The 23,433-nt window shown below is 35.1% G+C and carries 19 protein-coding genes; 8 read left to right on the top strand and 11 right to left on the bottom strand.

Going from position 1 to position 23,433, the window contains the following annotated elements; genetic code table 11:
* The 3 genes from WBG07_RS06675 to WBG07_RS06665 are packed head-to-tail and all read left to right on the top strand — an operon-like array spanning position 1 to position 3,113.
* Positions 1-1,353, top strand: coding sequence for a vanadium-dependent haloperoxidase (locus WBG07_RS06675; protein ID WP_340199755.1), 1,353 nt, complete (start codon positions 1-3; stop codon positions 1,351-1,353).
* Positions 1,354-1,359: 6 nt separating this feature from the next.
* Positions 1,360-2,250 (top strand): GyrI-like domain-containing protein, encoded by an 891-nt coding sequence (locus tag WBG07_RS06670; RefSeq protein WP_340199753.1) that lies wholly within the window; start codon positions 1,360-1,362, stop codon positions 2,248-2,250.
* A gap of 2 nt (positions 2,251-2,252) precedes the next feature.
* Positions 2,253-3,113: a hypothetical protein gene (locus tag WBG07_RS06665; RefSeq protein WP_340199751.1), complete on the top strand. Its 861-nt coding sequence runs from the start codon at positions 2,253-2,255 to the stop codon at positions 3,111-3,113.
* On the opposite strand, the gene WBG07_RS06660 is transcribed toward WBG07_RS06665, so the two are convergent.
* Positions 3,110-6,808, bottom strand: coding sequence for a metallophosphoesterase (locus WBG07_RS06660; RefSeq protein WP_340199749.1), 3,699 nt, complete (start codon positions 6,806-6,808; stop codon positions 3,110-3,112). The two genes, WBG07_RS06665 and WBG07_RS06660, sit on opposite strands and share 4 nt — an antisense overlap.
* Positions 6,809-6,866: 58 nt before the next feature.
* Here WBG07_RS06660 and WBG07_RS06655 point away from each other — a divergent pair, with 58 nt between their 5' ends.
* Entirely contained in the window at positions 6,867-8,072 is a 1,206-nt protein-coding gene (locus tag WBG07_RS06655) for a Pycsar system effector family protein (RefSeq protein ID WP_340199747.1), read from the top strand.
* 17 nt (positions 8,073-8,089) lie between these two features.
* Here the strand turns inward: WBG07_RS06655 and WBG07_RS06650 are convergent, their stop codons facing one another.
* Entirely contained in the window at positions 8,090-10,456 is a 2,367-nt protein-coding gene (locus WBG07_RS06650; protein ID WP_340199746.1) for a GAF domain-containing protein, read from the bottom strand.
* A 152-nt stretch (positions 10,457-10,608) separates the two neighbouring features.
* Here WBG07_RS06650 and WBG07_RS06645 point away from each other — a divergent pair, with 152 nt between their 5' ends.
* A complete protein-coding gene (locus tag WBG07_RS06645) occupies positions 10,609-11,505 on the top strand; it encodes a metallophosphoesterase (RefSeq protein ID WP_340200079.1) in 897 nt (298 codons plus the stop codon).
* A gap of 28 nt (positions 11,506-11,533) precedes the next feature.
* Here the strand turns inward: WBG07_RS06645 and WBG07_RS06640 are convergent, their stop codons facing one another.
* The 7 genes from WBG07_RS06640 to trmB form a co-directional block, all read right to left on the bottom strand.
* Positions 11,534-11,857, bottom strand: a complete 324-nt coding sequence (locus tag WBG07_RS06640) for a 2Fe-2S iron-sulfur cluster-binding protein (RefSeq protein ID WP_340199745.1) — start codon at positions 11,855-11,857, stop codon at positions 11,534-11,536.
* A 97-nt stretch (positions 11,858-11,954) separates the two neighbouring features.
* Entirely contained in the window at positions 11,955-13,007 is a 1,053-nt protein-coding gene (locus WBG07_RS06635) for an NAD(P)/FAD-dependent oxidoreductase (RefSeq protein WP_340199743.1), read from the bottom strand.
* Positions 13,008-13,013: 6 nt separating this feature from the next.
* Positions 13,014-13,253, bottom strand: coding sequence for a NifU family protein (locus tag WBG07_RS06630; RefSeq protein ID WP_340199741.1), 240 nt, complete (start codon positions 13,251-13,253; stop codon positions 13,014-13,016).
* Positions 13,254-13,255: 2 nt separating this feature from the next.
* Positions 13,256-14,386 carry an Mrp/NBP35 family ATP-binding protein gene (locus tag WBG07_RS06625; RefSeq protein WP_340199740.1) on the bottom strand — a complete coding sequence of 377 codons (1,131 nt, stop codon included), beginning with the start codon at positions 14,384-14,386 and terminating at the stop codon, positions 13,256-13,258.
* Positions 14,387-14,513: 127 nt separating this feature from the next.
* Positions 14,514-14,858, bottom strand: coding sequence for an MGMT family protein (locus tag WBG07_RS06620; protein ID WP_340199739.1), 345 nt, complete (start codon positions 14,856-14,858; stop codon positions 14,514-14,516).
* Complete coding sequence (locus WBG07_RS06615; RefSeq protein ID WP_340199738.1) at positions 14,842-15,480, bottom strand: LysE family transporter; 639 nt, start codon at positions 15,478-15,480, stop codon at positions 14,842-14,844. Before WBG07_RS06615 ends, WBG07_RS06620 begins: the two co-directional genes overlap by 17 nt.
* Positions 15,480-16,151 carry a tRNA (guanosine(46)-N7)-methyltransferase TrmB gene (trmB, locus tag WBG07_RS06610; RefSeq protein WP_340199736.1) on the bottom strand — a complete coding sequence of 224 codons (672 nt, stop codon included), beginning with the start codon at positions 16,149-16,151 and terminating at the stop codon, positions 15,480-15,482. The genes WBG07_RS06615 and trmB overlap by 1 nt, the downstream gene beginning before the upstream one ends.
* A gap of 79 nt (positions 16,152-16,230) precedes the next feature.
* On the opposite strand from trmB, the gene WBG07_RS06605 reads away from it, so the two are divergent.
* Positions 16,231-17,286, top strand: coding sequence for a glycosyltransferase (locus tag WBG07_RS06605; protein WP_340199735.1), 1,056 nt, complete (start codon positions 16,231-16,233; stop codon positions 17,284-17,286).
* Here WBG07_RS06605 and WBG07_RS06600 read toward each other — a convergent pair.
* Entirely contained in the window at positions 17,260-18,303 is a 1,044-nt protein-coding gene (locus WBG07_RS06600; protein ID WP_340199734.1) for a sensor histidine kinase, read from the bottom strand. The two genes, WBG07_RS06605 and WBG07_RS06600, sit on opposite strands and share 27 nt — an antisense overlap.
* Entirely contained in the window at positions 18,303-18,989 is a 687-nt protein-coding gene (locus WBG07_RS06595; protein WP_340199732.1) for a response regulator transcription factor, read from the bottom strand. The genes WBG07_RS06600 and WBG07_RS06595 overlap by 1 nt, the downstream gene beginning before the upstream one ends.
* Before the next feature lie 179 nt (positions 18,990-19,168).
* On the opposite strand from WBG07_RS06595, the gene WBG07_RS06590 reads away from it, so the two are divergent.
* Both WBG07_RS06590 and WBG07_RS06585 read left to right on the top strand, forming a co-directional pair.
* Complete coding sequence (locus WBG07_RS06590) at positions 19,169-21,979, top strand: TonB-dependent receptor (RefSeq protein WP_340199730.1); 2,811 nt, start codon at positions 19,169-19,171, stop codon at positions 21,977-21,979.
* A gap of 47 nt (positions 21,980-22,026) precedes the next feature.
* Positions 22,027-23,391, top strand: a complete 1,365-nt coding sequence (locus tag WBG07_RS06585; protein WP_340199728.1) for a multidrug transporter — start codon at positions 22,027-22,029, stop codon at positions 23,389-23,391.
* The last annotated feature ends 42 nt before the right edge of the window (positions 23,392-23,433 follow it).

Raw genomic sequence — 23,433 nt, 5'->3', positions numbered from 1 at the left:
ATGAAGAAGATAATCAAAATAGGATTACAAAGTAGCATTGTATTACTACTACTCATCTCATGCACGAAAAAAGAGCCTATTATAATTACGTCTCAAGATTTTCATAATGCTATAGACAAGGTAACAGATATCATGGTACATGATATTTTTTCTCCTCCGGTAGCTAGTCGTATCTATGCATATCCAAATATCGCGGCTTATGAGATCATGGCGGCAGAAAATGATCAGTATCAATCTCTTGCAGGACAGATTCATGGCTTAAAATTAGTAGCAGATAGTGCAGCTCCCAATGTAAATTATAAGCTTGCAGCACTTATTGCTCACATGGATGTAAGCAAAAGTCTTATTTTTTCTGAAGATGAGATGCAAAACTATAGTGATAGTCTTTATTCTATATGGCAAGAACAAAATGCAAAGGAATTTGAAGCGTCCAAAACCTATGGTTTAAAGGTTGCTACAGCAATTAAGGATTGGTATGATGGTGATAATTACAAACAAACACGAACAATGCCTAAGTTTACTGTAGATATAGATGAACCATCAAGGTGGCAACCTACCCCACCTTCTTATATGGACGGTATTGAGCCACATTGGAATAAGATAAGAACCTTTGTTATTGATTCCGCCTCACAATTCAAACCAGTACCTCCACCACCTTTTTCCATGGAGCCTGACAGTGATTTTTACAGAGAATTAAAAGAGGTCTATGATATTAGTAATCAAATTACGTCTAGCGGTGACGACTCAGAAGAAATTGCCATCGCACAGTTTTGGGACTGTAATCCTTATGTTTCTGTAACTCGCGGACACTTAATGTTTGCTACTAAGAAGATTACTCCTGGGGCTCATTGGATTGGAATTTGTAAAATTGCCTGTAAAAAAACAAATACAGAAGTTGCCCAAACCATTCATGCATATACTAAGACATCTATTGCTATTGCAGATGCTTTTATAAGTTGTTGGGATGAAAAGTATAGAAGTAATCTTATACGTCCTGAAACATTGATAAATGAGCATATTGACGAAGAATGGAAACCAATTTTACAAACACCTCCATTCCCAGAATATACCAGCGGCCATTCTGTAGTTTCTGGAGCAGCCTCTGAAACATTAACTCAAATTTTTGGAGATAATTTTGCATTTGATGATGATACCGAAGAAAGATATGGTTTAGGAATTCGTAATTTCACTTCCTTTAGGCAAGCAGCAGATGAAGCCGCTATTAGTAGAATGTATGGTGGTATCCATTATCGTGCTGCTGTAGAGGTTGGTGTAAAGCAAGGTCGTGATCTTGGTAATTTTATTAATCAGAAATTAACAACTAGAACTTCTAAAAAATTAGCTTCAAATTAATCATTTATGAAAAAAATAATTATTCTTTTTATTATCGCTGCTATTGCGGCAGTAGCTTGGTACTTATTTGTAAAACCGTATGATTATCGCGTAGCTTTTAATATCAAAACATCTCCTGGCACAGCCCATGAAGAAATATTAGATTTTGCTATGTTGAATATTAACCTAAAAACTAACAATTCTGTAGGGTTTGAATCTGTCTCACAAACTCTCAAATTAAAAGATTCTACGATTCAATTAAACTGGCATATAAAGGCCTTAAATGATTCTGTCTCTAAAATTACTGTAGACTTAACAGATCCGGTTCATTCGCTGTCAAACCGAATTTCTGTTCCATTTTCAAAGAGTGCGATTGAAAAAATTGCACGGGGTATGCTTATCCCATTCAAATTATCGTTTGATCAAAAACTTACTGATTTTCGTGTAGAAATAGTAGGAGAAGCAACCATAGAAGAGGTTTTTTGCGCATGTACTTCCTTAAAAAGCTCACAAAAAGGAAAAGCCTATAGCATGATGTCTAATAACTTTGTAGTTGATAATCTACTAAGTGAAAACGGAATGAAAGTTACGGGAAATCCGTTTTTAAAAATCAATAAATGGATAGTAGACAAAAAAGGAATTGAATTTGATTTTTGTTTTCCAACAGAAAAAAGAGATTCCTTACCTAAAAACCCTTTAGTATTTTTTAAAACAATTCCAGCTCAGAAGGCAATCAAAGCTGTTTTTTATGGTAACTATAAGTCTTCAGACAGAGCTTGGTATGCTCTTTATGACTATGCGACAAGAAATGAAATAGGCATTAAATTACAACCTAGAGAAGTTTTTTTCAATAACCCAAATGCAGGCGGGGATGATAAAAATTGGAAGAGTGAAATTTTTATGCCCCTAAATAAGTAAAGATGAAAAAGCTTTCTCTTCCATTTGTAATGATTCTTTTTACCAGTTGTTATAATTACGGACAATTGGAATTTGTTACTGAATTGCCAAAGAAACTTAAGGAAAATTCCGGATTAGAAATTATTCCAGATAATAATCTTTTCTGGCTAGTGGAAGATAGCGGTAACAAAGATCATGTTTATGGAATAAATAAGAAGGGAGAAATTGTTAGAGACATTAATATTAAAGGCGCAAAAAACCAAGATTGGGAAGATTTAGCTTCTGATGATGCTGGAAATCTTTTTATTGGTGATTTTGGCAACAATGATAATGAGAGAAAAGATCTCGTTATTTATCGCATTCCAAACCCCTCAGGTATCAAAAAAGAAGAGCTTCCATCTGAAGAGATTAGGTTTACATATCCAGAACAAAAAGACTTTCCGCCTAAGGATAGTAGAAAGCTATATGATGCAGAAGCTTTCCTTTATTTAAATGATTATTTGTACATTTTTACAAAAAATAGAAGTAAGCCTTTTAATGGGAATACTCTATTATATCGAATTCCGGCAGTTAAAGGAACTTATAAAGCGACTCTATTAGGCGAGACCTCTCTTTGTTCAGAAAGACACAGTTGTATGGTTACCTCTGCTGATATTTCACCTGATAAAAAAAAGGTGGTTTTACTTGCACATGACCGCATATGGCTTTTACAAAATTTTAAAGCAGATGATTTTTTTAGTGGGACCGTAATGGAGATTCCTTTGGATCATTATTCGCAAAAAGAATCTATTTGTTTTAAAAATAACCAATTCTTATACATTACTGATGAAAAATCAGGATACAAGGGTAATAATTTATACGGTCTGGATCTTAGTAATTATTAAAATGCAAGACCAAAACCTAGTGTAAAACGCAAGCCATCATCTGAAGAGAAAAGTGCAAAATCTCCGTTAATTACATTTGATGAATTAATGATCACACCCCCTCCAAAAGATTGTTGCCAAGCATTATTAGGATCATTTTCTGCCCATACCCTGCCATAATCATATCCTCCATACACACTAAATTGCAAGGGTAGAATAGTCGTTTTAAACTTTTCAAAGCGATATCTTAAATCTCCATTAAACACCAAACTACTTGAACCAGAGAAACGCTCATTTCTAAAACCTCTTAATCCTGTGTTCCCGCCCAAATTAGCCGCCTGATAAAATTCAATATCATCATTAAAGTTAATTTGAGTGCTTGCTGATGTTTTAAGTACCAGCTTTTCATCTGAGGTAATCCTGTTGAAGAAAGTTATTCCTGATTTTAAGAAAGCAAAGCCACGATCTGTATCTTCTATATTCAATGTATACCCTGTTTCAAGATCAAATTTCAACCCTCTACTGGGGTTTATTTTTACATCATAACTTTCAAAGGTATAGCCTAAAGCTGCTGTTCCAAAGAACTTCCTATCAAAAAATCCATCAATCCCAGAAAACGCATTGATAAATCTATCTGATGTATTATCTACTTGAATCCCTTGAAATTTAAAAGTGCCTGTAAAATCACTCCCGTAATTAGACCTGCGAATAAACCCTACATAGCCCATCCATTCACTAAGTTTTACCCGATTAAAATCAAATTCTAAATCATCATCAAAATTTGGCGAATCACTCCCGAAACCGAAGAAGTTTCGGGCAAAATTCTCACTAGTGAATTTGGCACCAAAGGTTAGATTTATAGCATTGAAAATATTAGCTGATTCTCCATTATACAAAAACTCAAAACCACTAGTAGCAAAGTAATAATTAGCGGCAAATGAGTGTTTGTTGGAGAACGGATTTCTTTCAAAGCCATATTTTGTGGCTGTATACTGCATACCGATTTTTATACCATCATCTGGATTAAAACCAATTCCAGGTAAAATAGTAGATGCTTTGTATTTGTCTTTCTTGTAATCAAATACATTTACTGCATAGAGATCTGTAAAGTGAAAATCAGCCCCTCCTTTTTCTTCTACCGTATTTTTCTTTGTCTTATAATCGTACACATGTATTTTACGTCCACTTTTAATTTTATAGATATCATTATTTTGACCTCCTATTAATCGTATTAAAATTGGATCTTGTGCTTTTCCGGTGACTTCAAAAATATCATCATCATCAAGTCCGTAAATCCAAATTTCACCGGACTCTTTCTTATCAAAGGTTTTATCAATCATAAGGTCTGCCTTCTTTCCATCTTTTATTCTGTACATTCTAACACGGGTAAGTCCTTTCCCAATGCGTTCTACTAGAATATAATCATCCTTATCTGTCCCTGTAAGCACAGACAAACCATGTAATACTTTATGATACCTTGTGGCGATATCTTCAAGATTACCGCGTCTCTGCTTCAACTTAACAATAATATCTTGCATAGTTTCATCCTGCACCTCTTTGGGCATTTTCATAAAAGCTTCTTCTATGATGGCATCCGTTAATTGAGATTGGATATGTTTTGCTTCTGCAATCCAATCTTCTTTTCCCATATTTTCAAGTAAGGTGCGATCTAGTGGGAGGGGTTCAAAATTAAACCACTGTAATTTATTTAGTTGTCCATCATAAACCTGAATTAAGTTGGCTGATGACATAAAGCTTCTTATCGTATTTAAAAAGAAACCGTCAAATTTTGAAAATACCTGATCACGATCACGAGGAATAGGTTTAAAAATTCTATTTCCATTTTTATCTTCAAATTCAGACCAGCGCCATTGATCTGCATGCCTATCCCAGTCACCAAGTAACATATCAAAAAGGCGTGCTCTTATATAAGAGCGTTCATCTACTGTATACTTTTCATCTTTACGAAGCTTCTTATACAAATCGTCCATACTCTCTAAATCTTTTGGAGCACCAAAACTGTCTAGATTTTCAAACGCTTCCATAGGCCGCTCCTCTATCATATACAGCTCATCCCCATAATTTGAATTATATGCTCCCAGTGCTTGTTGCTTTGGAACATAGTAAAGTTTTGGATTGGTGTGATAAACACCTATAGCATCTGCCATATCAGCAATAGCAAATGGGGCATACGGATGTGCTGCCGTATAAAAATCGAGTAACAAATCTTCTGGTAAGGTATTGTCAAAATCATTTTCACTAGCAACGCCTAGCCCTTTAGATTGTAAAAATTGTAACGCGCTCTTTTTCAAGGCTCGCATATTAAATTCTCTACCTTCTTTATCCACCAAGCGCAGGCTTTTTGTTTGATTGCCTCCACCTTTTCTTATGGGTGTAAGCCCTCCATAGAGTGTGTCTAACAATGCCACAGGCGCAGTTACTTCTAATCCATATAAATCCCGATAATGGTCTCCCCAAAAACGCTTATACGAATTGCTTTTATATGTTCGTTCGTTCTCATAAATGGAAGCTTTTACTGTGGTAGGAAAAGCAGTTGGGAGGTTATTTGGAGTCTTCTTTTCTAAGGCTTTATGTATTTCCGTTTCAAAAAGTAACGTATTATTACCCGTTGCATCCGAAGCATAATACCTAACCCAGGATGAACCGTCCGTAAACACATCTAATACCGCAAAACCCTGTCCTCCATAAGTAAAAACAGCATCTCCTGTAAGTTTGGTTGCCGAGTTTTTAGATCCAGAGCCAGATACAATTTGTGGCGTATTTCCTTGCTTGTTGTATTGAAGCGAATGTTCATGCCCAGATGTAAAAATAATACGATCTGAATCTCTTGCCAAAGTGAGTAAATTCTTAGCCAATTCATTGTAACGCTCATTAATACGATCCTGAATAGAAATACCTCCAGATTTTCTAATATGTGTAATAACACTAGCTAAACCAGGAAGAGGAATTTTAGATTGAAATGGAAACAGATGTTTTTCCGCTGCAAATGCGCCACCATGCGGGCCATGTGTCATTAAAGGATGATGCAGAGCAAAAACTATTGTTTTATTCTGATTTTTTTTAATAAGGCCCTTAATTTCTTCAAATAATTTTTTTCTAGATTTAATTTCTGAACAGTTGTCATTAATCCCTGGGTGATTATTCCAGTTTTCCAAATACCATTGAGAATCTAAAATAATCAGTTGAATATGATCACTAACATCAATATCGGTCAGTCCACAACCTTTTTCTGGTAGTAAAACATCTTTTCTGTCTAATTTTTCTTCAAGATATTTTGATTGGCGTTTGAGACCTTTTAAACCGTCATCATACCAATCATGATTACCCGGAATAAAGACTACTTCTCCTTGATAGTTTTTTAAGGTAGCTATTTGAACATCTAATTTATGCGCTGCCAAGCTTCGCTGAGTTGATTTTTCATTAGGCATACCTTTTGGATAAATATTATCACCCAAAAAAATTGCATAACTATTTCCAGAAGCAGTATCAAGCACCTTTGTAAAACCAAGAAGCGCTGGAGTTGAAGATTCCTTTTTTGCACCCCCTGCATCCCCTATAAGGTAAAAGGTTTTCTCTATCTTTTTATTGATGGGATAATTAGTAGCTACTTTTTCATTTTGGAATTGCGGTTTGTAAGTAGCACAGGATCCAATTAAAAAGATCAATACAGTGAAAAAGATATAATTTTTATTCATAGATGAAATACACTAGATTTTAATTTTTTGTACTTTGCATGGACTTAAAAATGCATGTATGTCTGACATCCTTAAGAAAACAGAAGCTTTTGTTACCGATTTATTGATAAAAAAACTAAGTAGCAAATATCGGTATCATAATCTCCGCCATACCGAACGTGTAGTTAAAAATACTAAAGAAATACTTAAAAGTAGTGATATTGATAAAGACGATTCAGAAATCATTCTAATTGCAGCTTGGTTTCATGATACTGGTTTTACACAACAGTTTGAAAATCATGAGGAAATAGGATGTACTATCGCTTCAGAGTTCCTTGAAAAAGAGGGCTATGGAGAAAAGAAAATCCAAAAAGTAACCAAATGTATTAGAGCAACAAAAATGGGATATGTACCTCAGGACTTTCTGGAGGAGGTAATGAGAGATGCAGACAGTTCTCATTTTGCCAAAGATAGCTATCCTGAGACGGCCGAAATTCTCAGGGAAGAGTTGAGGTTGCTAGGTGTATATGACTATACAATTTCTGAATGGCGTAATGAGAATATAAAGATGTATACTACCGGACATCAATTTTATACTGATTACGCAAAGAAAAATTGGCAAAAGGATAAAGACAAAAATCTTAAAAAGCTTATAAAAGCTAAGAAAAAGTTTAAGCAGGTTGAAAAAAAAGAGTCCATTAAGGCTTCTTTGAAGAGTAATAGCCCAGAAAGAGGTATCCAAACCTTATACCGGGTAACACTTAGAAACCATTTAAAGCTTAGTGATATTGCAGATACCAAAGCCAATATTTTACTTTCTGTAAATGCTATTATTATCTCTTTAGCTTTATCTAATTTAATACCTAAACTAGATAACCCCTCTAATACCTACTTAGTAGTTCCTACTTTAATTTTTATTCTCTTTAGCGTTGCTTCTATGGTTCTTTCTGTTCTAGCTACCAGACCCAATGTAACCAGAGGAGAATTCACGAAAGAAGATGTTGAAAACAAAAACGTAAATCTATTATTTTTTGGAAATTTTCACCGAATGGAACTAAGTGATTTTGAATGGGCTATAAGTGAAGTTATTAAAGACAAAGACTATCTATACAATTCACTCACAAAAGATTTGTATTTCCTTGGCAAAGTTCTTGACAGGAAATACAGAATTTTAAGACTTACCTACACCATATTTATGATAGGCATTATTACATCTGTAATTGCCTTTGGAATTGCATATCAATTTTATGGCACTGGAAGAATAGTGGAAGCCATAGTAAACTAATAGTTTAGGCAATATAGCTAATAAGTATTAATTACTTCTAGCAAATCTTTATAAGTATAATATTTTTGTTCTCCTTCGTTCTTGTGTGTATAAAGAACTTTTACCAACATCACTTTGAGTCCGCTCACTCCTTGTAGCGGTTCTACCTCGTGAATCTCTACTTCTTTGCTAACTATATTTTGGGCATGAAGCAATTCTACGTATCTAAGATATTCTTTTTCATGTTTTTTAGATGAATATACAATCGCAATCATTCCTTCTTTGGTAATACGTTCTCTAGAACCTGCAATGAAAGCCTTATCTATTCGTTTTTTCACCACCTCATATCTGGCATTGTAAGTTCCATCTACATCAAATTGACGTTCATCCATTCTAAAACGCACAGAAAGTGTATCACTATGCACAAAAATGAGAGAAGCGACTCCTAATTTAACCGGTAATTCTGATTGCATATTATAGAAAGTGTTCTCCATTTCACACATTGTTCTTAGCTGCCAGAGCCTAAGATTCTGCAAATAAATGGGACTGTATTTTTTATTTTGTGCTATAGATGCTCCTATATACATATTGTGTTCAATACCATCCGTTTTGTACCTTTCAAAGTAATGCGGGAACATGGCCTGTGCTTCCTGCTGTTTTTTATCAATTATACTAGCTAATTTTTTGTTGATATTATTTACGGTATCATCATAATCCTTCCGATACTTGTATACAGCTTTATCATTATTTAAATGACTATAATAAGATGAAATAAGTGCTGTCAATTCAGTACCTTGTTCGTTTAGATGGTCTAAAACAGGGTGAATCTCTTCTACCAAAAAATCAATAATTTTTTGTTCACTACTGGTTTCTATAGATTCTCTTAGGTCTGTTAAATAATTTTTAATCCTAAAATTAATTTCGTCGTAAATAGGTAATGATTCTTGTTTGCCTGCCATTACAAAAATATCACTTACCAGATTTAATTGTATTAATAAATCCTTCTGGATAGATTCATTTCTGGCTACCGAAGAATTACGAATATCTATTTGCCCGTATAACGGAAATACGTCTTTAAAAACAATCTCATCAAACACAGGTTGATCACCTCGTTGTTGTGCTCTCAAAAAGTTTTTTGCCTCCTTTTCAAATTTCCAATAAACACTTTCATGTATAGAGGTACATTCGTGTTGAATGATGGCTGCTATTTGATTCATTTCTTCAGAAATTGAACGTAAAATAGAGGTAACCAGATAGGGCATTACGTCTTCTAGCTTATTTGCATTCACACTGTGTAACTCGAAGGGTTTTGTAGAGACCAATTCAAGTATCCCAAGAAGTTTATCTTTATTTAAAATTGGAGCAAGAATGGCACTTCTATACCCTTGTTCGTATAAATTCTTATAGGGCGCTACACCACCCGATAATTTGTAATACTTCTCAATATCAGCAACCGAAAAATAGGTTTTGTTATCAAACAGCGTTTTAAAAGAAGAAGGACACAAGGCTTCCTTACAATAAATTTCCTCATTCTGGTATAGCAAATAACTGTTTATTTCTTTTTTTGGAACATGTTCAAATTTATGTGAAAATTCATCGTATGCAGAGAAACCTACTTTAACATTTTTACTGTCATAAATAGATTGAAAGATGGCTTCAAAAGAATCTGAAAAATTGGTCTTACTATCCTTGTCTGTATTTAAAGCCAACAAATTAGACTTGAGTTCTGAAATAGAATTATCTACAGTAACATCAAACATATTAGAGATTATAAACCCTTTACAGATCCAACTCTCAGGAGGAAACTTCTCTTTCCAGAGTTCCAAATTATCAAAACTATCCATAAGAAGTTTGATATCTTCATCGGTGACTTCTACCGCTTTATCAGTTGGAGCTATATCAATATAATCTGCATTATACATAATTCTATAATGGCGAAACAATCCTTTCTGATCTGGAATATCAAAAAACAAAGGCCTTCTAAAATCCATATCTACTCCGTAATGAATTTTTAAAATCACACTACACCCAAGAATATAGAGATGCCCTTCAGGCATATTACGAATCTGCAATTCATAATTATCCCCTGCATTTTTAATGATGGTGTCAAACCTTTTGGAAGTATTGAAAAACAAATTTTCAAATGGAGCAGTTGCTGCTTTAATTTCATTTTTTGTAAGAACATTAGAAAAAGCATCCTGAAGAACAATTTCTATTTCCTTTTCATATTTCTTTACCAAAGAAAAGTCCTCAAAACCTTCCCTTAGTTGGGGTACCGTTGCGGCAACTTTTAGAATATTTCTAGCTTTGTCTGCAAGAAAATCAACATCACTATGCTGCTGATTATCATATACTTCTAATAATTTATTAAAACTAATTTGTATTTGTAATGGTGAATCTTTCATAATAATAGCCTTCCTATATCAAATATACGAAACGTTTAAATTCTTACTTGTTAAGTTTACTCTGTTAAAAAAATTTGGAGACATTAAATGAGTCGTGAAAAGTTGTATTTCATTACTCACTAATTTTATCGATATTTAGCGAAAAAAGTATGATGTCTTCTAAGCGATTGCTTTCCAATGCATTCAAAAAGGCGAAAAGAGTTGCGTTTAATAATAGTTCTAAGCTTGTTTTATTTAGTGATTGCCACCGGGGAGATAATAGTTTTGCTGATGATTTTGCCAACAATCGTAATATTTATTTTCACGCCTTAAAATACTATTTTGATGAAGGATTTAGCTATTTTGAGCTGGGAGATGGTGATGAATTGTGGGAAAACCACTCTTTTGACTCTATTTTTAGAGCCCATAAAAATGTCTTTCTAATCATGAAACAATTTCATGATCAAAACAGATTGCATCTCATTTATGGTAATCATGATATGGTGTACAAAAATCCGCAGTATGTTGCAAAAAATTTATATACCTACTTAAACCCTAAGACTGGAAAAGAAGAGCCGTTATTTGATGGTATCCAAGTAAATGAGTCTATAGTTTTAACGCATGAAGACACAAAACAACAACTTTTCTTAATTCATGGGCATCAAGCAGATTGGTGGAACTATACTTTTTGGAGATGGGGTAGGTTTCTAGTGCGCATCTTATGGAAACCTTTACAGGTAGTTGGTATTGCAGATCCTACCAGTCCTGCTAAAAATCATAAAGAATTAATTAAGGTGGAAAGGCGTATAAAAAAATGGATTTATGAAAATGGAAATCTTTTAACCATTACTGGACATACACATAGACCCCGTTTTCCCGAACCTGGTGATCTTGCTTTTTTTAATGATGGTAGCTGTGTTCATCCAAGATCTATTACAGGAATTGAAATTGAAAATGGAGCAATTCGTTTAATTAAGTGGAATATTGATACGACTGATAAGGGCTTTCTTCAAATTGTAAGAACCGTATTGGAAGGCCCAGTTTCGCTCTCCAACTATATTTCAGAATAACCAAATCTAAATAGTCATTGGCCAGAATTTAAGACTCTGGGGCAATTTCTATAGCCAAACCATCTAATTCTTCTGTTATAGGAATTTGACAACCCAAACGGCTGTTAGGTTTTACATAAAATGCTTCTGCTAGCATAGCTTCTTCTTCATCTCCCATTTCGGGTAACTCCTTATCCTCAGACAGAACATAGCACTGGCAAGAAGCACACATTGCCATGCCTCCGCAAGTACCTTCAACAGGGAGTTCGTAAGCCTTGCATAGCTCCATGAGATTCATTGCCATATCTGTTGGTGCATCTACCTCATGTATAGTACCTTCGCGGTCGGTTATATTAATTTTGATATCTGACATTACTATTATTTGGGATAAAAATAGTAAAAAAACCTATTGTAAAACAAAATAATCTACTCATTTAGTAGATTATTTTGTTTTTTTAATTATGAAGTATTTAATCAATAGCCTTCACTACCGCTTTTTCCGCTTCTTTTCTAGAACCATCAAAACCGCTTATTCCACTTACTGTGGTATACTTCATTACATACTTTTTATCTGGAAAAATACGCTGATATGCACTTTGACACATGAGAGTGGCTTCATGAAACCCGCATAAAATAAGCTTCAACTTTCCGGGATACGTATTTATGTCTCCAATAGCATAAATTCCTGGAATATTAGTTTGATAATCTAATGAATTATCTACTTTAATTGCGTTTTTTTCGATCTCTAAACCCCAATTTGATATAGGCCCTAATTTTGGTGATAACCCAAACAAAGGGATAAAGCAATCTGTAGATACAGTATGTTTTACTCCTTCCTTTTCAATAGTGAGTGAATCCAGATGTTCGTCACCGTGTAACTCCACAATTTCGGCAGGTGTAATTAATTCAATTTTACCTTGTTTTTTAAGTTCCCGAACTTTTTCTACTGAATCTAGCGCGCCTCGAAATTCGTTTCTGCGATGCACCAAAGTTACTTTAGAGGCTATATTTGCTAGAAAGATGCTCCAGTCTAATGCAGAATCTCCCCCACCGGCAATAACCACTTTTTTATCCCGATATACTTCTGGATCTTTAATTATATATGCGACACCCTTATCTTCATATTTCTCTAAATTCTTTAAAGGTGGTTTTCTAGGCTCAAAACTGCCAAGGCCTCCTGCGATTGCTACTACAGGTGCCTTGTGTTGTGTGCCTTTATTGGTAGTCACTATAAAAGAATCATCATCTAATTTCTCAATGGTTTCTGCTCTCTCGCCCAATGTAAAACCTGGTGAAAAAGGTTTTATTTGTTGCATTAAATTATCTACAAGAGCTCCAGCCATTACTTCTGGAAATCCTGGGATATCATAAATAGGTTTTTTGGGATAAATCTCTGCACATTGCCCGCCAGGTTGTGGTAAAGCATCAATTAAATGACATTTAAGTTTTAACAGACCCGCTTCAAAAACTGCGAAGAGCCCGGTAGGACCCGCTCCTATTATTACTATATCTGTTGTAATCATTAGTTATTAATCTACATTAACCACTTGTTCAATCTGTGGAACGTACTTTTTAATGGTCATCTCTACGCCGCTTTTTAGCGTCATTTGATTTACCGAACATTCCACACAAGCACCTTCTAAGCGAACTTTTACAAACTTATCATCATCTATAGAAACCAAAGAAATATTTCCTCCATCGCTTTCCAAAAATGGTCTAATCTCTGCTAATGCCTTTTCTACATTTATTTTTACTTCCTCAGATGTCATAATTACTTCTTTTTAACGGCGGCGCAACCTGCCATCGTTGTTATTTTTATAGCCTCCGTAGGAGGAAGACTTTTATTTCTATTTACTACTTCCTGAACCGTATTTCTGGTGAGTTCTTCAAAAGCTGCTTCTAATGGAGTTCCCGTTTGCATTGCAGCTGGGCGACCTGAATCTCCTGCTTCCCGAATACTTTGTACCAATGGAATTTGCCCTAGAAGTGGCACATCTAAGTCTTCCGATAAGTTTTTAGCACCTTCTTTACCAAAAATATAATATTTATTATTAGGAAGTTCTTCAGGTGTGAAATATGCCATATTTTCTACTATTCCCAACACGGGAACGTTGATGTTTTCCTGCTGAAACATGGCCACTCCTTTTCTGGCATCAGCTAGCGCTACGTGCTGAGGCGTACTAACTACCACTGCACCTGTAATTGGGAGGGACTGCATGATACTTAAATGTATATCACCAGTTCCTGGAGGTAAATCTAAAAGTAAGAAATCTATTTCACCCCAGGCCGCATCAAAAATCATCTGATTTAGAGCCTTTGCTGCCATTGGGCCTCTCCAAATAACCGCCTGATTAGGCTGCGTGAAAAATCCTATTGACAATATCTTGACACCATAACTTTCAATTGGTTTCATTTTAGACTTTCCACCTACATTTACCGCTAATGGCTTCTCACCTTCAACATCAAACATAATAGGTGCAGATGGTCCATAAATATCTGCATCCAGCAAACCTACACTAAATCCCATTTTTGCCAATGTCACAGCAAGGTTTGCAGTAATGGTTGATTTACCAACCCCTCCTTTACCAGAAGCCACTGCAATAATATTTTTAATACCGGGGATAGCTTTTCCTTTAATTTCAGGTTTTTCAGGTGTTTCCACCTTTACATTTACTTTTATTTTAGCTTTCGCATAAACCTTTTCATGGATTGTTTTTAATATCTCAACTTCTGTTTTCTTACGTGCCTGTAAACTTGGATTATTTATGGTTATATCTACAACTACCTCATCTCCAAAAGTTATCACATTGGCAACAGCTCCACTCTCCACCATGTTCTTACCTTCACCAGGTACTGAAATGGTTTCAAGTGCACTCAGTATCTGTTTGCGATCTAATTTCATATTTTTCCTTTGAGCAATTACTTAAAATGATTCTAAATTGCAAAGATAATGCTTCAATTGGATATCGCGCAATATAAAAATGGATTATGCCTATTTGGTTATAGGAAGTTCTAATAGTAGTAAAAGTCTAGTCTGCTAACTCATCGGCTGGATTCCAGAAATACTTTTCAAAATCAATAATTTGGTTATTCACTACTTGAATACCTTCACTTTCCAACAGTTGTTGCATTAAATTAGTGCCTTGAAAATGATGCTTTCCAGTAAGAACACCATTACGGTTCACCACCCTATGAGCTGGCACATCTTCTTTAAGCCCAGAGGCATTCATAGCCCAACCAACCATTCTAGCACTTTTTGCAGTACCCAAATATTTTGCAATTGCACCATACGAAGTAACTTTACCATATGGGATTTTTTTGGCTACTTGATAAACCCGCTCAAAAAAGTTTTCATTTTTAGGATTTGTTGGCATACACTATTCTAATAAAAGTTATTACTACCAAAACTACCATTAATACACTTAAAATGTAATCTGAATATTTTGAAAACCGAGTACTGGTAGATTCCATCTTATTAAAATAAATGACGTACATATAAAGCATAGAAAATGTACCTAAACCGGCAGCAAAAATAAATACAAGAATATCTGCTATTTCAAATTGAATCCATCCAGAGATATTCCACGCCGCATTAAGCCCTGAATAATAAGGAATAGTTAGCATATTTAAAGAAGCCAAAAGCATCCCCTTAAAAAAGCTGTTCTTTTTACTTACGGATACTGTTTTAATTCTTTTTTTCTTGTTCTTTCTTGCTACAACAAAAAAATAAATGGCAAAAAATGCGAAAACTATTAAACCAATTTTAAGTAATATATCAATTACAAAAGGGTTGTTATATAGATATCGGGAAATAAGTGTCCCAGCATACGCCTGTATAACCGTAACTATTGCTACACCCGCAGAAAACAAAAGTCCGTTTAGCTTTCCTTTTTCAACACTGATTTTTGCCGCATTTAAATTGAGTAAACCAGGCGGAACTGCAGCCATAAAAGCAGCAGAATAGGTGGCAAAAAATAGAATTATTAAATGAATCATTAATGAAGTTTAAACCTAATGTAAGTAATGGGTTTTCCCTTTTCCAGGTATTGTGTTTCGTAAAAAGTTTGAATTTGTGTTACCTCCTCTGGGCTGCCGTGATTATTGTATACATCATGATTTGCATATAAAACCTCTTTACCCAAACCATGCAGTAACCCTAGTGTATACCCATGCATAAACTCGCTATCTGTTTTTAAATGCATTAACCCGCTAGGTTTCAATACTTGTTTGAATTTGTCAAGGAAGGTAGCATTCGTTAATCTGTGCTTAGTGCGTTTGTATTTTATTTGCGGGTCTGGAAAAGTAATCCAAATTTCACTTATCTCTCCTTCTTTAAATACATGGTTTATTAATTCTATTTGTGTTCTTAAAAAGGCTACATTATTGATGTTATCTTCTATAGCTGTTTTAGCACCTCTCCAAAAGCGAGCCCCTTTTATATCTATCCCAATAAAATTCTTATGAACAAATCTTTTGGCAAGATTTACACTATACTCCCCTTTACCGCAACCCAACTCTAACACTATTGGGTTTGAATTACCAAAAAAAGACGACCAATTTCCCTTCCAACTGAAGTTACCAGAGATTAATTCTTCTCTTGTAGGCTGTACAACATTTGCAAAACTCTCATTCTCCTTAAAGCGTTTAAGCTTGTTTTTGCTTCCCACTAAACAATTATTTAAAATTTTAGCAAAATTAAGGAAATCTTTATCACCTGAAAATGTGATTATCTTTGTAAATGTTATCATGAGAAAAAGAATACTTGTTGCACCTTTAAACTGGGGGTTGGGTCACGCTACCCGTTGTATCCCAATTATAAATGCTTTACTTAAAGCAAACTTTACTCCTGTAATAGCCTCAGATGGTATTTCACTTTTATTATTGCAAAAGGAATTTCCTCAACTGGAATCTATAGAACTTCCATCTTATAACATTACCTATCCTATAAATGGTAAAAATTTTAAGCGTAAAATAATTTGGGACAGCCCTAAATTAATTAAAGTTATAAGGGCCGAAAAAAAGATAGTAGCAGAACTTATAGGCACCTACGCTATAGATGGCATTATTTCTGATAATAGATTTGGAGTTCACAGCAAAAAAGTACCCTCTGTTTTTATTACGCACCAACTAAATGTACTTACAGGAAGTACTACTTGGTTAAGTACAAAGATACATCTAGCTATTATGAAAAAGTTTGATGAATGCTGGATTCCTGATGTGGATGGAAAACCCAATCTAAGCGGGCGTTTGGGGCATATAAAAAAAAGTAGACTTCGCATTAAATACATGGGTCCTATAAGCAGGCTAGCCAAAAAGGAGATACCCCTAAAATACGATGTGATGGCAATACTATCAGGGCCAGAACCCCAGCGCACTTTCTTAGAACAAAAACTTTTGACCGAACTTCAAAAACATAAAGGTAAGATCCTTTTTATAAGAGGTAAGATTGAAAACAAACAGCACATTGAACAAACAAATAATATAACTATCTATAATTATATGAGTTCTTTTGAAATAGAAACTGCTATTAATGAAAGTGCTGTGGTATTATCTCGTTCTGGATATACAACTATTATGGATTTGGCAAAGCTAGAAAAAAAAGCATTTTTTATTCCTACTCCAGGTCAATTTGAACAAGTATATCTAGCTAAGAGGCTAAAAAAAAATGGAATTGTACCTAGCTGTGCTCAGGAAAAATTTACCATCTCCAAGTTAGGAAAAATTTCTTTGTACAGTGGTCTTTCAAGTTTTGATTCAAAAATAGATTTGAGTGATTTATTTTGCCTTTTCCAGCGTAAATGAAAATTCTGAACCAATCCCGTACACACTCTCTACATAGATTTTCTCATTGTGTGCTTCAATGATATGTTTTACTATAGAAAGTCCAAGACCAGAACCACCTTCTTTTCTACTTCCGCTTTTATCTACTCTATAGAATCTTTCAAAAAGACGTGGAATATGCTGCTTCTCTATTCCTTCACCATTATCTGTTACCCGAACAATTACCTTATTCTTTATGAGGTTTTCAATACTCACCTCAGTAGTGCCGTCACTTTTACCATATTTAATGGAGTTTACTACTAAATTTGTTATTACTTGTTGAATTCTCTCTTTGTCTGCATACACCAGTATTGGTTTATCATAATTCATATCAAAGGTGAGTACAATAGACTTTTTCGCTGCCTTCATTTCTAAAAGGTCAAAGACATTTTTAATAAGATCAACAATATCAAAGACCTGATACTCTAAATGTAGATCTCCTACCTCTAGTTTTGTAATCATATCTAAATCTTTTACAATATAAATAAGCCTCTCTAAGCCTTTTGCAGCTCTTTGCAGGTACTTTTTACGAATCTGTTTATCATCCATTGCACCGTCTAAAAGTGTAAGCAAGTAGCCCTGTACAGTAAATAAAGGGGTTTTGAGTTCATGAGATACATTTCCCATAAATTCTTTACGATATACTTCTCTAACTTTTAGGGTTTCTATTTCCAGTTTTTTGTCTTTTGCAAACTTTTCTATTTCTCTGGTAAGGGTAGCCATGTCTGTGGTAATGGGCTGATTCTGAAAATTGGTTGACTCCAATAAAGAAACGTCATCATAAATACGCTTGACTCTTTTGTAAATAAACCGTTCTACCCGGTATTGTAAAAGAAAAAACGATAATACAAATACAAATAATGTGAAAAAAGGCAAAATTATGTAAGCAGGATAAGAATCAAACACTAAAAGGATACCTGCCAGAAGGGTTGCAATCAGCGTAATAAAAAGTGAAGATCGTAAAGCGAATTTATATGACTTTTTGAGCTTTCTTGACATTAAAGAACAAACTTATAGCCTACCCCTTTAACAGTTTTAAAGTGGTCATCACCAATTTTCTCACGAAGTTTTCTTATATGAACATCTATAGTTCTTCCACCGACAATTACTTCATTACCCCATACTTTATCAAGAATTTCTTCTCGTTTAAAAACTTTTCCCGGTCTAGAAGCTAGCAGAGAAAGTAATTCAAATTCTTTTCTGGGTAATATAATCTCTTCACCGCGCTGTACAATTTTATATTCATCGCGATTAATAACTATATCGCCTACATTATTTATATTGGCTTGATAGTCTTCTCCTTCTTTTATCCTTCTTAACAGTGCTTTCACCTTACTTACCAGAACTTTTGGTTTAATGGGTTTGGTAATATAATCATCTGCTCCTGCATCAAAACCCGCAACTTGCGAATAGTCTTCACCTCTTGCGGTAAGAAATGCGACAATTGTATTTTCAAGTTCAGGAATTTTTCTTATCTGCTCGCATGCTTCTATCCCATCCATTTCCGGCATCATTACATCCAATATAATTAAGTGTGGTTGCTCTCTTCTGGCTTTGGCAACTCCTTCTGCTCCATTCTTAGCGGTACTTACATGATATCCTTCTGCAGTTAAATTATAACCTACAATTTCTAGAATATCAGGTTCATCATCAACTAGTAGAATTTTTATATCCTTTTTTTTCATTTGAAAATAGTTCTGTTTGACCTCAAAAGTAAAGATAAAATTAAAAACCCAAGGGAGTTAACATTCATTTAATATGGTAACACAAAGGTAACTTTTAGCTTACAGAGGTTTAATGAGCAAGTAACTTGATTTTTACAAATTGAACCTTTATTTGCACCGAGAATTTATATAGAATACAAATGAGACATAATTTACTACTTCTTATACTTTTTATTTTTATCTCTACCTTAGTAACTGGGCAACAAACAGGATCTATAGTAGGTAAAATTACAGATAAAGAATTAAACAATGATCCACTTCCTTTTGCCAATGTTCTAATTAAAGGAACTACAAAAGGTACAACTACTGATTTTGATGGTTTATTTCAATTTAACGATGTAAATCCTGGTACTTATATACTTTCTATAAGTTTTATAGGATACCAAACAATTGAAGTAAAAGAGGTTATAGTAGAAGCTGGGAAAATAACTGAAATTACTGCAGGATTGAGCCAAGATGCTCAGGCACTTGAAGAGGTGGTAGTAACTACTACGGTAAAAAGAGAATCTCAGATTGCACTTTTGCTTGAACAAAAAAATGTAGCTACCATTCAAACTAAGATAGGAGCTACACAATTAGCTGAATTAGCTATCAGTAATGTACAATCTGGTTTGGCGAAGGCAACCGGGGTAGCCACTCAGGGAAGCAGACTTTATGTTCGAGGTTTAGGAGACCGCTACAACAATGCATATCTCAATGGATTGCCGCTACCCTCATTAGATCCTAGAAAAAAATTAATTGATCTAGCTATTTTCCCCACTAACATTGTTGAAAATTTAGGGATTTTCAAAGCATATTCCTCCTTACTATATGGAGATTTCGCTGGTGCCAGTGTAGATATCAATACTAAAGACAATCCTGGTGATGGTTTTCTTGAAATTGGATTAAGTATGGGAGGAAATTCCAATGCTCTATTTAGTGATTTCTTTTTATTAGACGGAGGCGAATATGATTATTTCGGAATTGATGACGGAACCAGAAGAATTCCTTCTATTGTAAGAGCTTTTCAGAAAATTCCAGATCTTTCGTATGACAGTCGACTTGTCCCAATTTATCAATTTGAAACCAGTTTAAATCCAGAAGAACGCTATAGCAATATTCCCAACGGAAGCCTTTCTATCTCGGGAGGAAAAAGATTTGTTTTTGAAAATGACGATCGATTAGACGTATTGTTTAGTGCTAGTTTTAGTTCGGGTCGAACCGCGGTAGAAGACGGATTCGAAACGGCCTTAAGTTCACAGGGAGGTATTCTTTTATCTGCTTTCTCTGCTGGTATTGATCGATGGGCATATACTACCAATTCAACTTTACTGGGAACACTTACCTACCGTTTTGATGAAAATAATAAAGTTCAAACCACTACTTTATTAATAAATGATACAGAAGATGAACTAAGAGAGTTTGTAGGTCCTTCTGGTGAAAATGACGAATTAAATAGTTTGATCAGACGAGGTACTTTTCGTCAAAATGCTTTAGCTACGCAGCAATTGTTGGGTGAACACAAATTCAATAATGGCGCATATGTACTAAATTGGGCGGGTGCCTATAATTACTCTTTAAATTCTGTACCAGATAGAAGACAGGTATTCTTCTCCGAATTGGAAGACGGTACTGTTTTATTTGGGAACAGAAGAAATTCATTCAGCGGTAATACACAACGTTTCTGGCAAGAACTGAATGAAAATGACCTTTCCGGAAACATAAGCCTCGATATCAATTTCACCAAAGATGAAGATGGTCGATTTAAAAACCGTGTAACCTTTGGAGTAAACAACCGTGATAAAAGAAGAAATTTTGAAGCATTTCAGTTGAATTACTTTTTTGATGAGTTGACCAATGTAAGCGTTGATTTTAATAACCCTGATGAATTTTTGAACCAAGAAAACTTTGAAAATGAGCTATATCATTTGGAAGAGTTTCAGAGACCTCAAAATATATACAAAGCAGATTTAAGTAGCAATGCAGGGTTTGTAGATCTTCAATTAGATTTGTCTGACAAACTTACTTTAGCTACTGGGGTACGTGTAGAAGATTATACTCAGAACATTTTCTACCGAAATGAAGGGGATGTAAGTCTTCAATTCTTTAACGAGCAAATTCAGGAAACCTTCTTTCTGCCAAGCCTTTCTTTTAAATATGCGGCAAGCGAAACTACCAACTGGAGATTGGCAGCCAGTAAAACAGTTACCCTTCCCAAATTCACAGAAACAGCACCATTTTTGGATGAAGATATTTTTGAGACCACGCAAGGTAACCCGATTGTTGTGAATTCTGATAATTACAATCTGGATTTGAAATATGAAATTTTCCCGGAAGCTGGAGAAATCATCTCTTTTACTGCCTTTGGAAAATATATTGAGAATCCCATTGAAAAAACACGATTGGCTTCTGCAAATAATATCAACACGTTTGTAAATACAGATGAAGCTTATGTAGCGGGGATCGAATTCGAGTACCGACAAAACTTAAGCAAACTGCTGGGTGAAACCTGGAACAATTTTACTTTCGGATTTAACGGTACTGCTATGTATACAGAAGTTAATATAGACGACCAAATTGTCACCTTTAACGGCTCAAATATTGCGCCTACCAATACCTCCAGACAATTACAGGGAGCATCTCCATTTATTATTAATTCAGATCTTACTTATAAGGCAGAGAAAGGAAACCACAAAATTTCTTCCACCCTCGATTTTAGCATCTTCGGAGACCGCATTTACAGTGCGGGTGGTAATGGAGTAGGAGACATTTTCGAAAAAGGATTTGGCACATTAAATTTCAACTTTAGTGATGCGATTGGCGAACACTGGGAATTTAGTATTAGAGGGAAAAACCTGTTGAATCCAACTATCGAAAGATACCAAGATCAAGAAGATCAAGGAGTTGAATATACCGTTTTTAGACAAAAACTGGGGATAGATTTCAGCCTAGGTCTCACTTATAAATTTTAATTAAAACAATAAAAAAGATTAACAAAAATTATATTAAATTAATTAACATGATGAAAACTAGTAAATCAATCTTAGGAATCTTTGTTGCTATAGCACTTATGTTCCAATCTTGTACTCAGAATGACGACAGCATAGGCGAGATCATTATTGAGGGAGATACTATCAATAATAATGGCGGAGGAGATCCAGGAACTTCAGACAGAGTAGTACTGTCTGGAGAGATCACTTCAGATTTGACGTTGGACGACGACATCACCTATGAACTTGAAGGTGGTGTTTTTGTAAATGATGGAGTTACCATCACCATTCCTGCGGGAACTCGAATTGAAGCAGGTAACGTTAATGGAGTATTCGCTTTTCTTGCTATTAGACAGGGAGGAATCATTGATGCGCAAGGTACTGCAAACAATCCTATCGTATTTACTTCCAATCAAACTACGCCCAATCCTGGTGACTGGGGTGGTCTTATTCTCGCGGGTAGAGCACCTATCAATAGAGTTACTACTGCGGGAGGAACTGCCACTGCAGAAGTAGCAAACCTTACGTACGGAGGAGATGACCCTACAGACAACTCAGGAATCGTAAGATATGTACGATTAGAGTATACCGGAGGTCAGATCAATGAAAGTTCGGAATACAATGGTTTATCGCTTTATGGAGTTGGAAATGGTACTACTCTAGAATACATTCAGACTTTTCAAGGTGCTGATGATGGCTTTGAATTTTATGGGGGTACTGTAAATCTTAAATATGCGGTAGCTACCGGATCTCAAGACGATTCTTTTGACTGGACAGACGGATGGGTTGGAAACGGCCAGTTTTGGATCGTTCAGCAAGGCACAATAGAAGGCGATAAAGGAATTGAAGCAGATAACCTTGATGGAACGAACGATGCAGTTCCTTTCTCATTCCCAACTATATCTAATGTTACACTTATCGGTGCTGATGACGGCGACGGAGAGAACAAAGGGATAGAGTTTAGAGCGGGTACAAAAGTAGCTGCTTACAATATGATCATACAAGGGTTCTCAGAAAAAGGTATTGAGGTAGATGATGATCAAACACTTGTTAACCTTAACAACGGTGAAGTACAAGTTTTCAATACCATTATCAATAACGAAAATTCATTTGATCTAGATCACGGAGGTTCTGCAACAGTTGATCTTAATGATTTCTCAACCTATTCTAACTTTACACTTGATGGTTCTGGAGATCCTTTTAATACCGCTGGAACTGGTATCCCATCTGGATTCGGACTAACAGGATTCAGAGGTACTTATCAATATACTGCGGCTGTAGATGGTGTAGACAACTTTGACCCTTCAACCCTTGGTGCTTTCTTTACATCTGCTCCTTATGCGGGCGCACTTTCAAGTACTGATACGTGGACAAATGGTTGGGTACGATTATAAGCATATTTCACACCTTATATAATTTTTTCGAGAAAAAACATC

Origin of the sequence: Ascidiimonas meishanensis (assembly GCF_037782385.1) — a bacterium.
Lineage (GTDB): Bacteria > Bacteroidota > Bacteroidia > Flavobacteriales > Flavobacteriaceae > Ascidiimonas > Ascidiimonas meishanensis.
This window is presented reverse-complemented; position numbering and strand designations above follow the sequence as displayed.

What these genes read in the sequence shown, in the direction of transcription:
- WBG07_RS06585 (WP_340199728.1), top strand. Translation starts at nt 22,027, where the DNA reads ATGATGAAAACTAGTAAATCAATCTTAGGAATCTTTGTTGCTATAGCA.
- WBG07_RS06650 (WP_340199746.1), bottom strand. Translation starts at nt 10,456, where the DNA reads ATGAAAGATTCACCATTACAAATACAAATTAGTTTTAATAAATTATTA.
- WBG07_RS06675 (WP_340199755.1), top strand. Translation starts at nt 1, where the DNA reads ATGAAGAAGATAATCAAAATAGGATTACAAAGTAGCATTGTATTACTA.
- WBG07_RS06655 (WP_340199747.1), top strand. Translation starts at nt 6,867, where the DNA reads ATGTCTGACATCCTTAAGAAAACAGAAGCTTTTGTTACCGATTTATTG.
- WBG07_RS06630 (WP_340199741.1), bottom strand. Translation starts at nt 13,253, where the DNA reads ATGACATCTGAGGAAGTAAAAATAAATGTAGAAAAGGCATTAGCAGAG.
- WBG07_RS06625 (WP_340199740.1), bottom strand. Translation starts at nt 14,386, where the DNA reads ATGAAATTAGATCGCAAACAGATACTGAGTGCACTTGAAACCATTTCA.
- WBG07_RS06590 (WP_340199730.1), top strand. Translation starts at nt 19,169, where the DNA reads ATGAGACATAATTTACTACTTCTTATACTTTTTATTTTTATCTCTACC.
- WBG07_RS06660 (WP_340199749.1), bottom strand. Translation starts at nt 6,808, where the DNA reads ATGAATAAAAATTATATCTTTTTCACTGTATTGATCTTTTTAATTGGA.
- WBG07_RS06635 (WP_340199743.1), bottom strand. Translation starts at nt 13,007, where the DNA reads ATGATTACAACAGATATAGTAATAATAGGAGCGGGTCCTACCGGGCTC.
- WBG07_RS06670 (WP_340199753.1), top strand. Translation starts at nt 1,360, where the DNA reads ATGAAAAAAATAATTATTCTTTTTATTATCGCTGCTATTGCGGCAGTA.
- WBG07_RS06640 (WP_340199745.1), bottom strand. Translation starts at nt 11,857, where the DNA reads ATGTCAGATATCAAAATTAATATAACCGACCGCGAAGGTACTATACAT.
- WBG07_RS06615 (WP_340199738.1), bottom strand. Translation starts at nt 15,480, where the DNA reads ATGATTCATTTAATAATTCTATTTTTTGCCACCTATTCTGCTGCTTTT.
- WBG07_RS06645 (WP_340200079.1), top strand. Translation starts at nt 10,609, where the DNA reads ATGTCTTCTAAGCGATTGCTTTCCAATGCATTCAAAAAGGCGAAAAGA.
- WBG07_RS06595 (WP_340199732.1), bottom strand. Translation starts at nt 18,989, where the DNA reads ATGAAAAAAAAGGATATAAAAATTCTACTAGTTGATGATGAACCTGAT.
- WBG07_RS06600 (WP_340199734.1), bottom strand. Translation starts at nt 18,303, where the DNA reads ATGTCAAGAAAGCTCAAAAAGTCATATAAATTCGCTTTACGATCTTCA.
- WBG07_RS06605 (WP_340199735.1), top strand. Translation starts at nt 16,231, where the DNA reads ATGAGAAAAAGAATACTTGTTGCACCTTTAAACTGGGGGTTGGGTCAC.
- WBG07_RS06665 (WP_340199751.1), top strand. Translation starts at nt 2,253, where the DNA reads ATGAAAAAGCTTTCTCTTCCATTTGTAATGATTCTTTTTACCAGTTGT.
- WBG07_RS06620 (WP_340199739.1), bottom strand. Translation starts at nt 14,858, where the DNA reads ATGCCAACAAATCCTAAAAATGAAAACTTTTTTGAGCGGGTTTATCAA.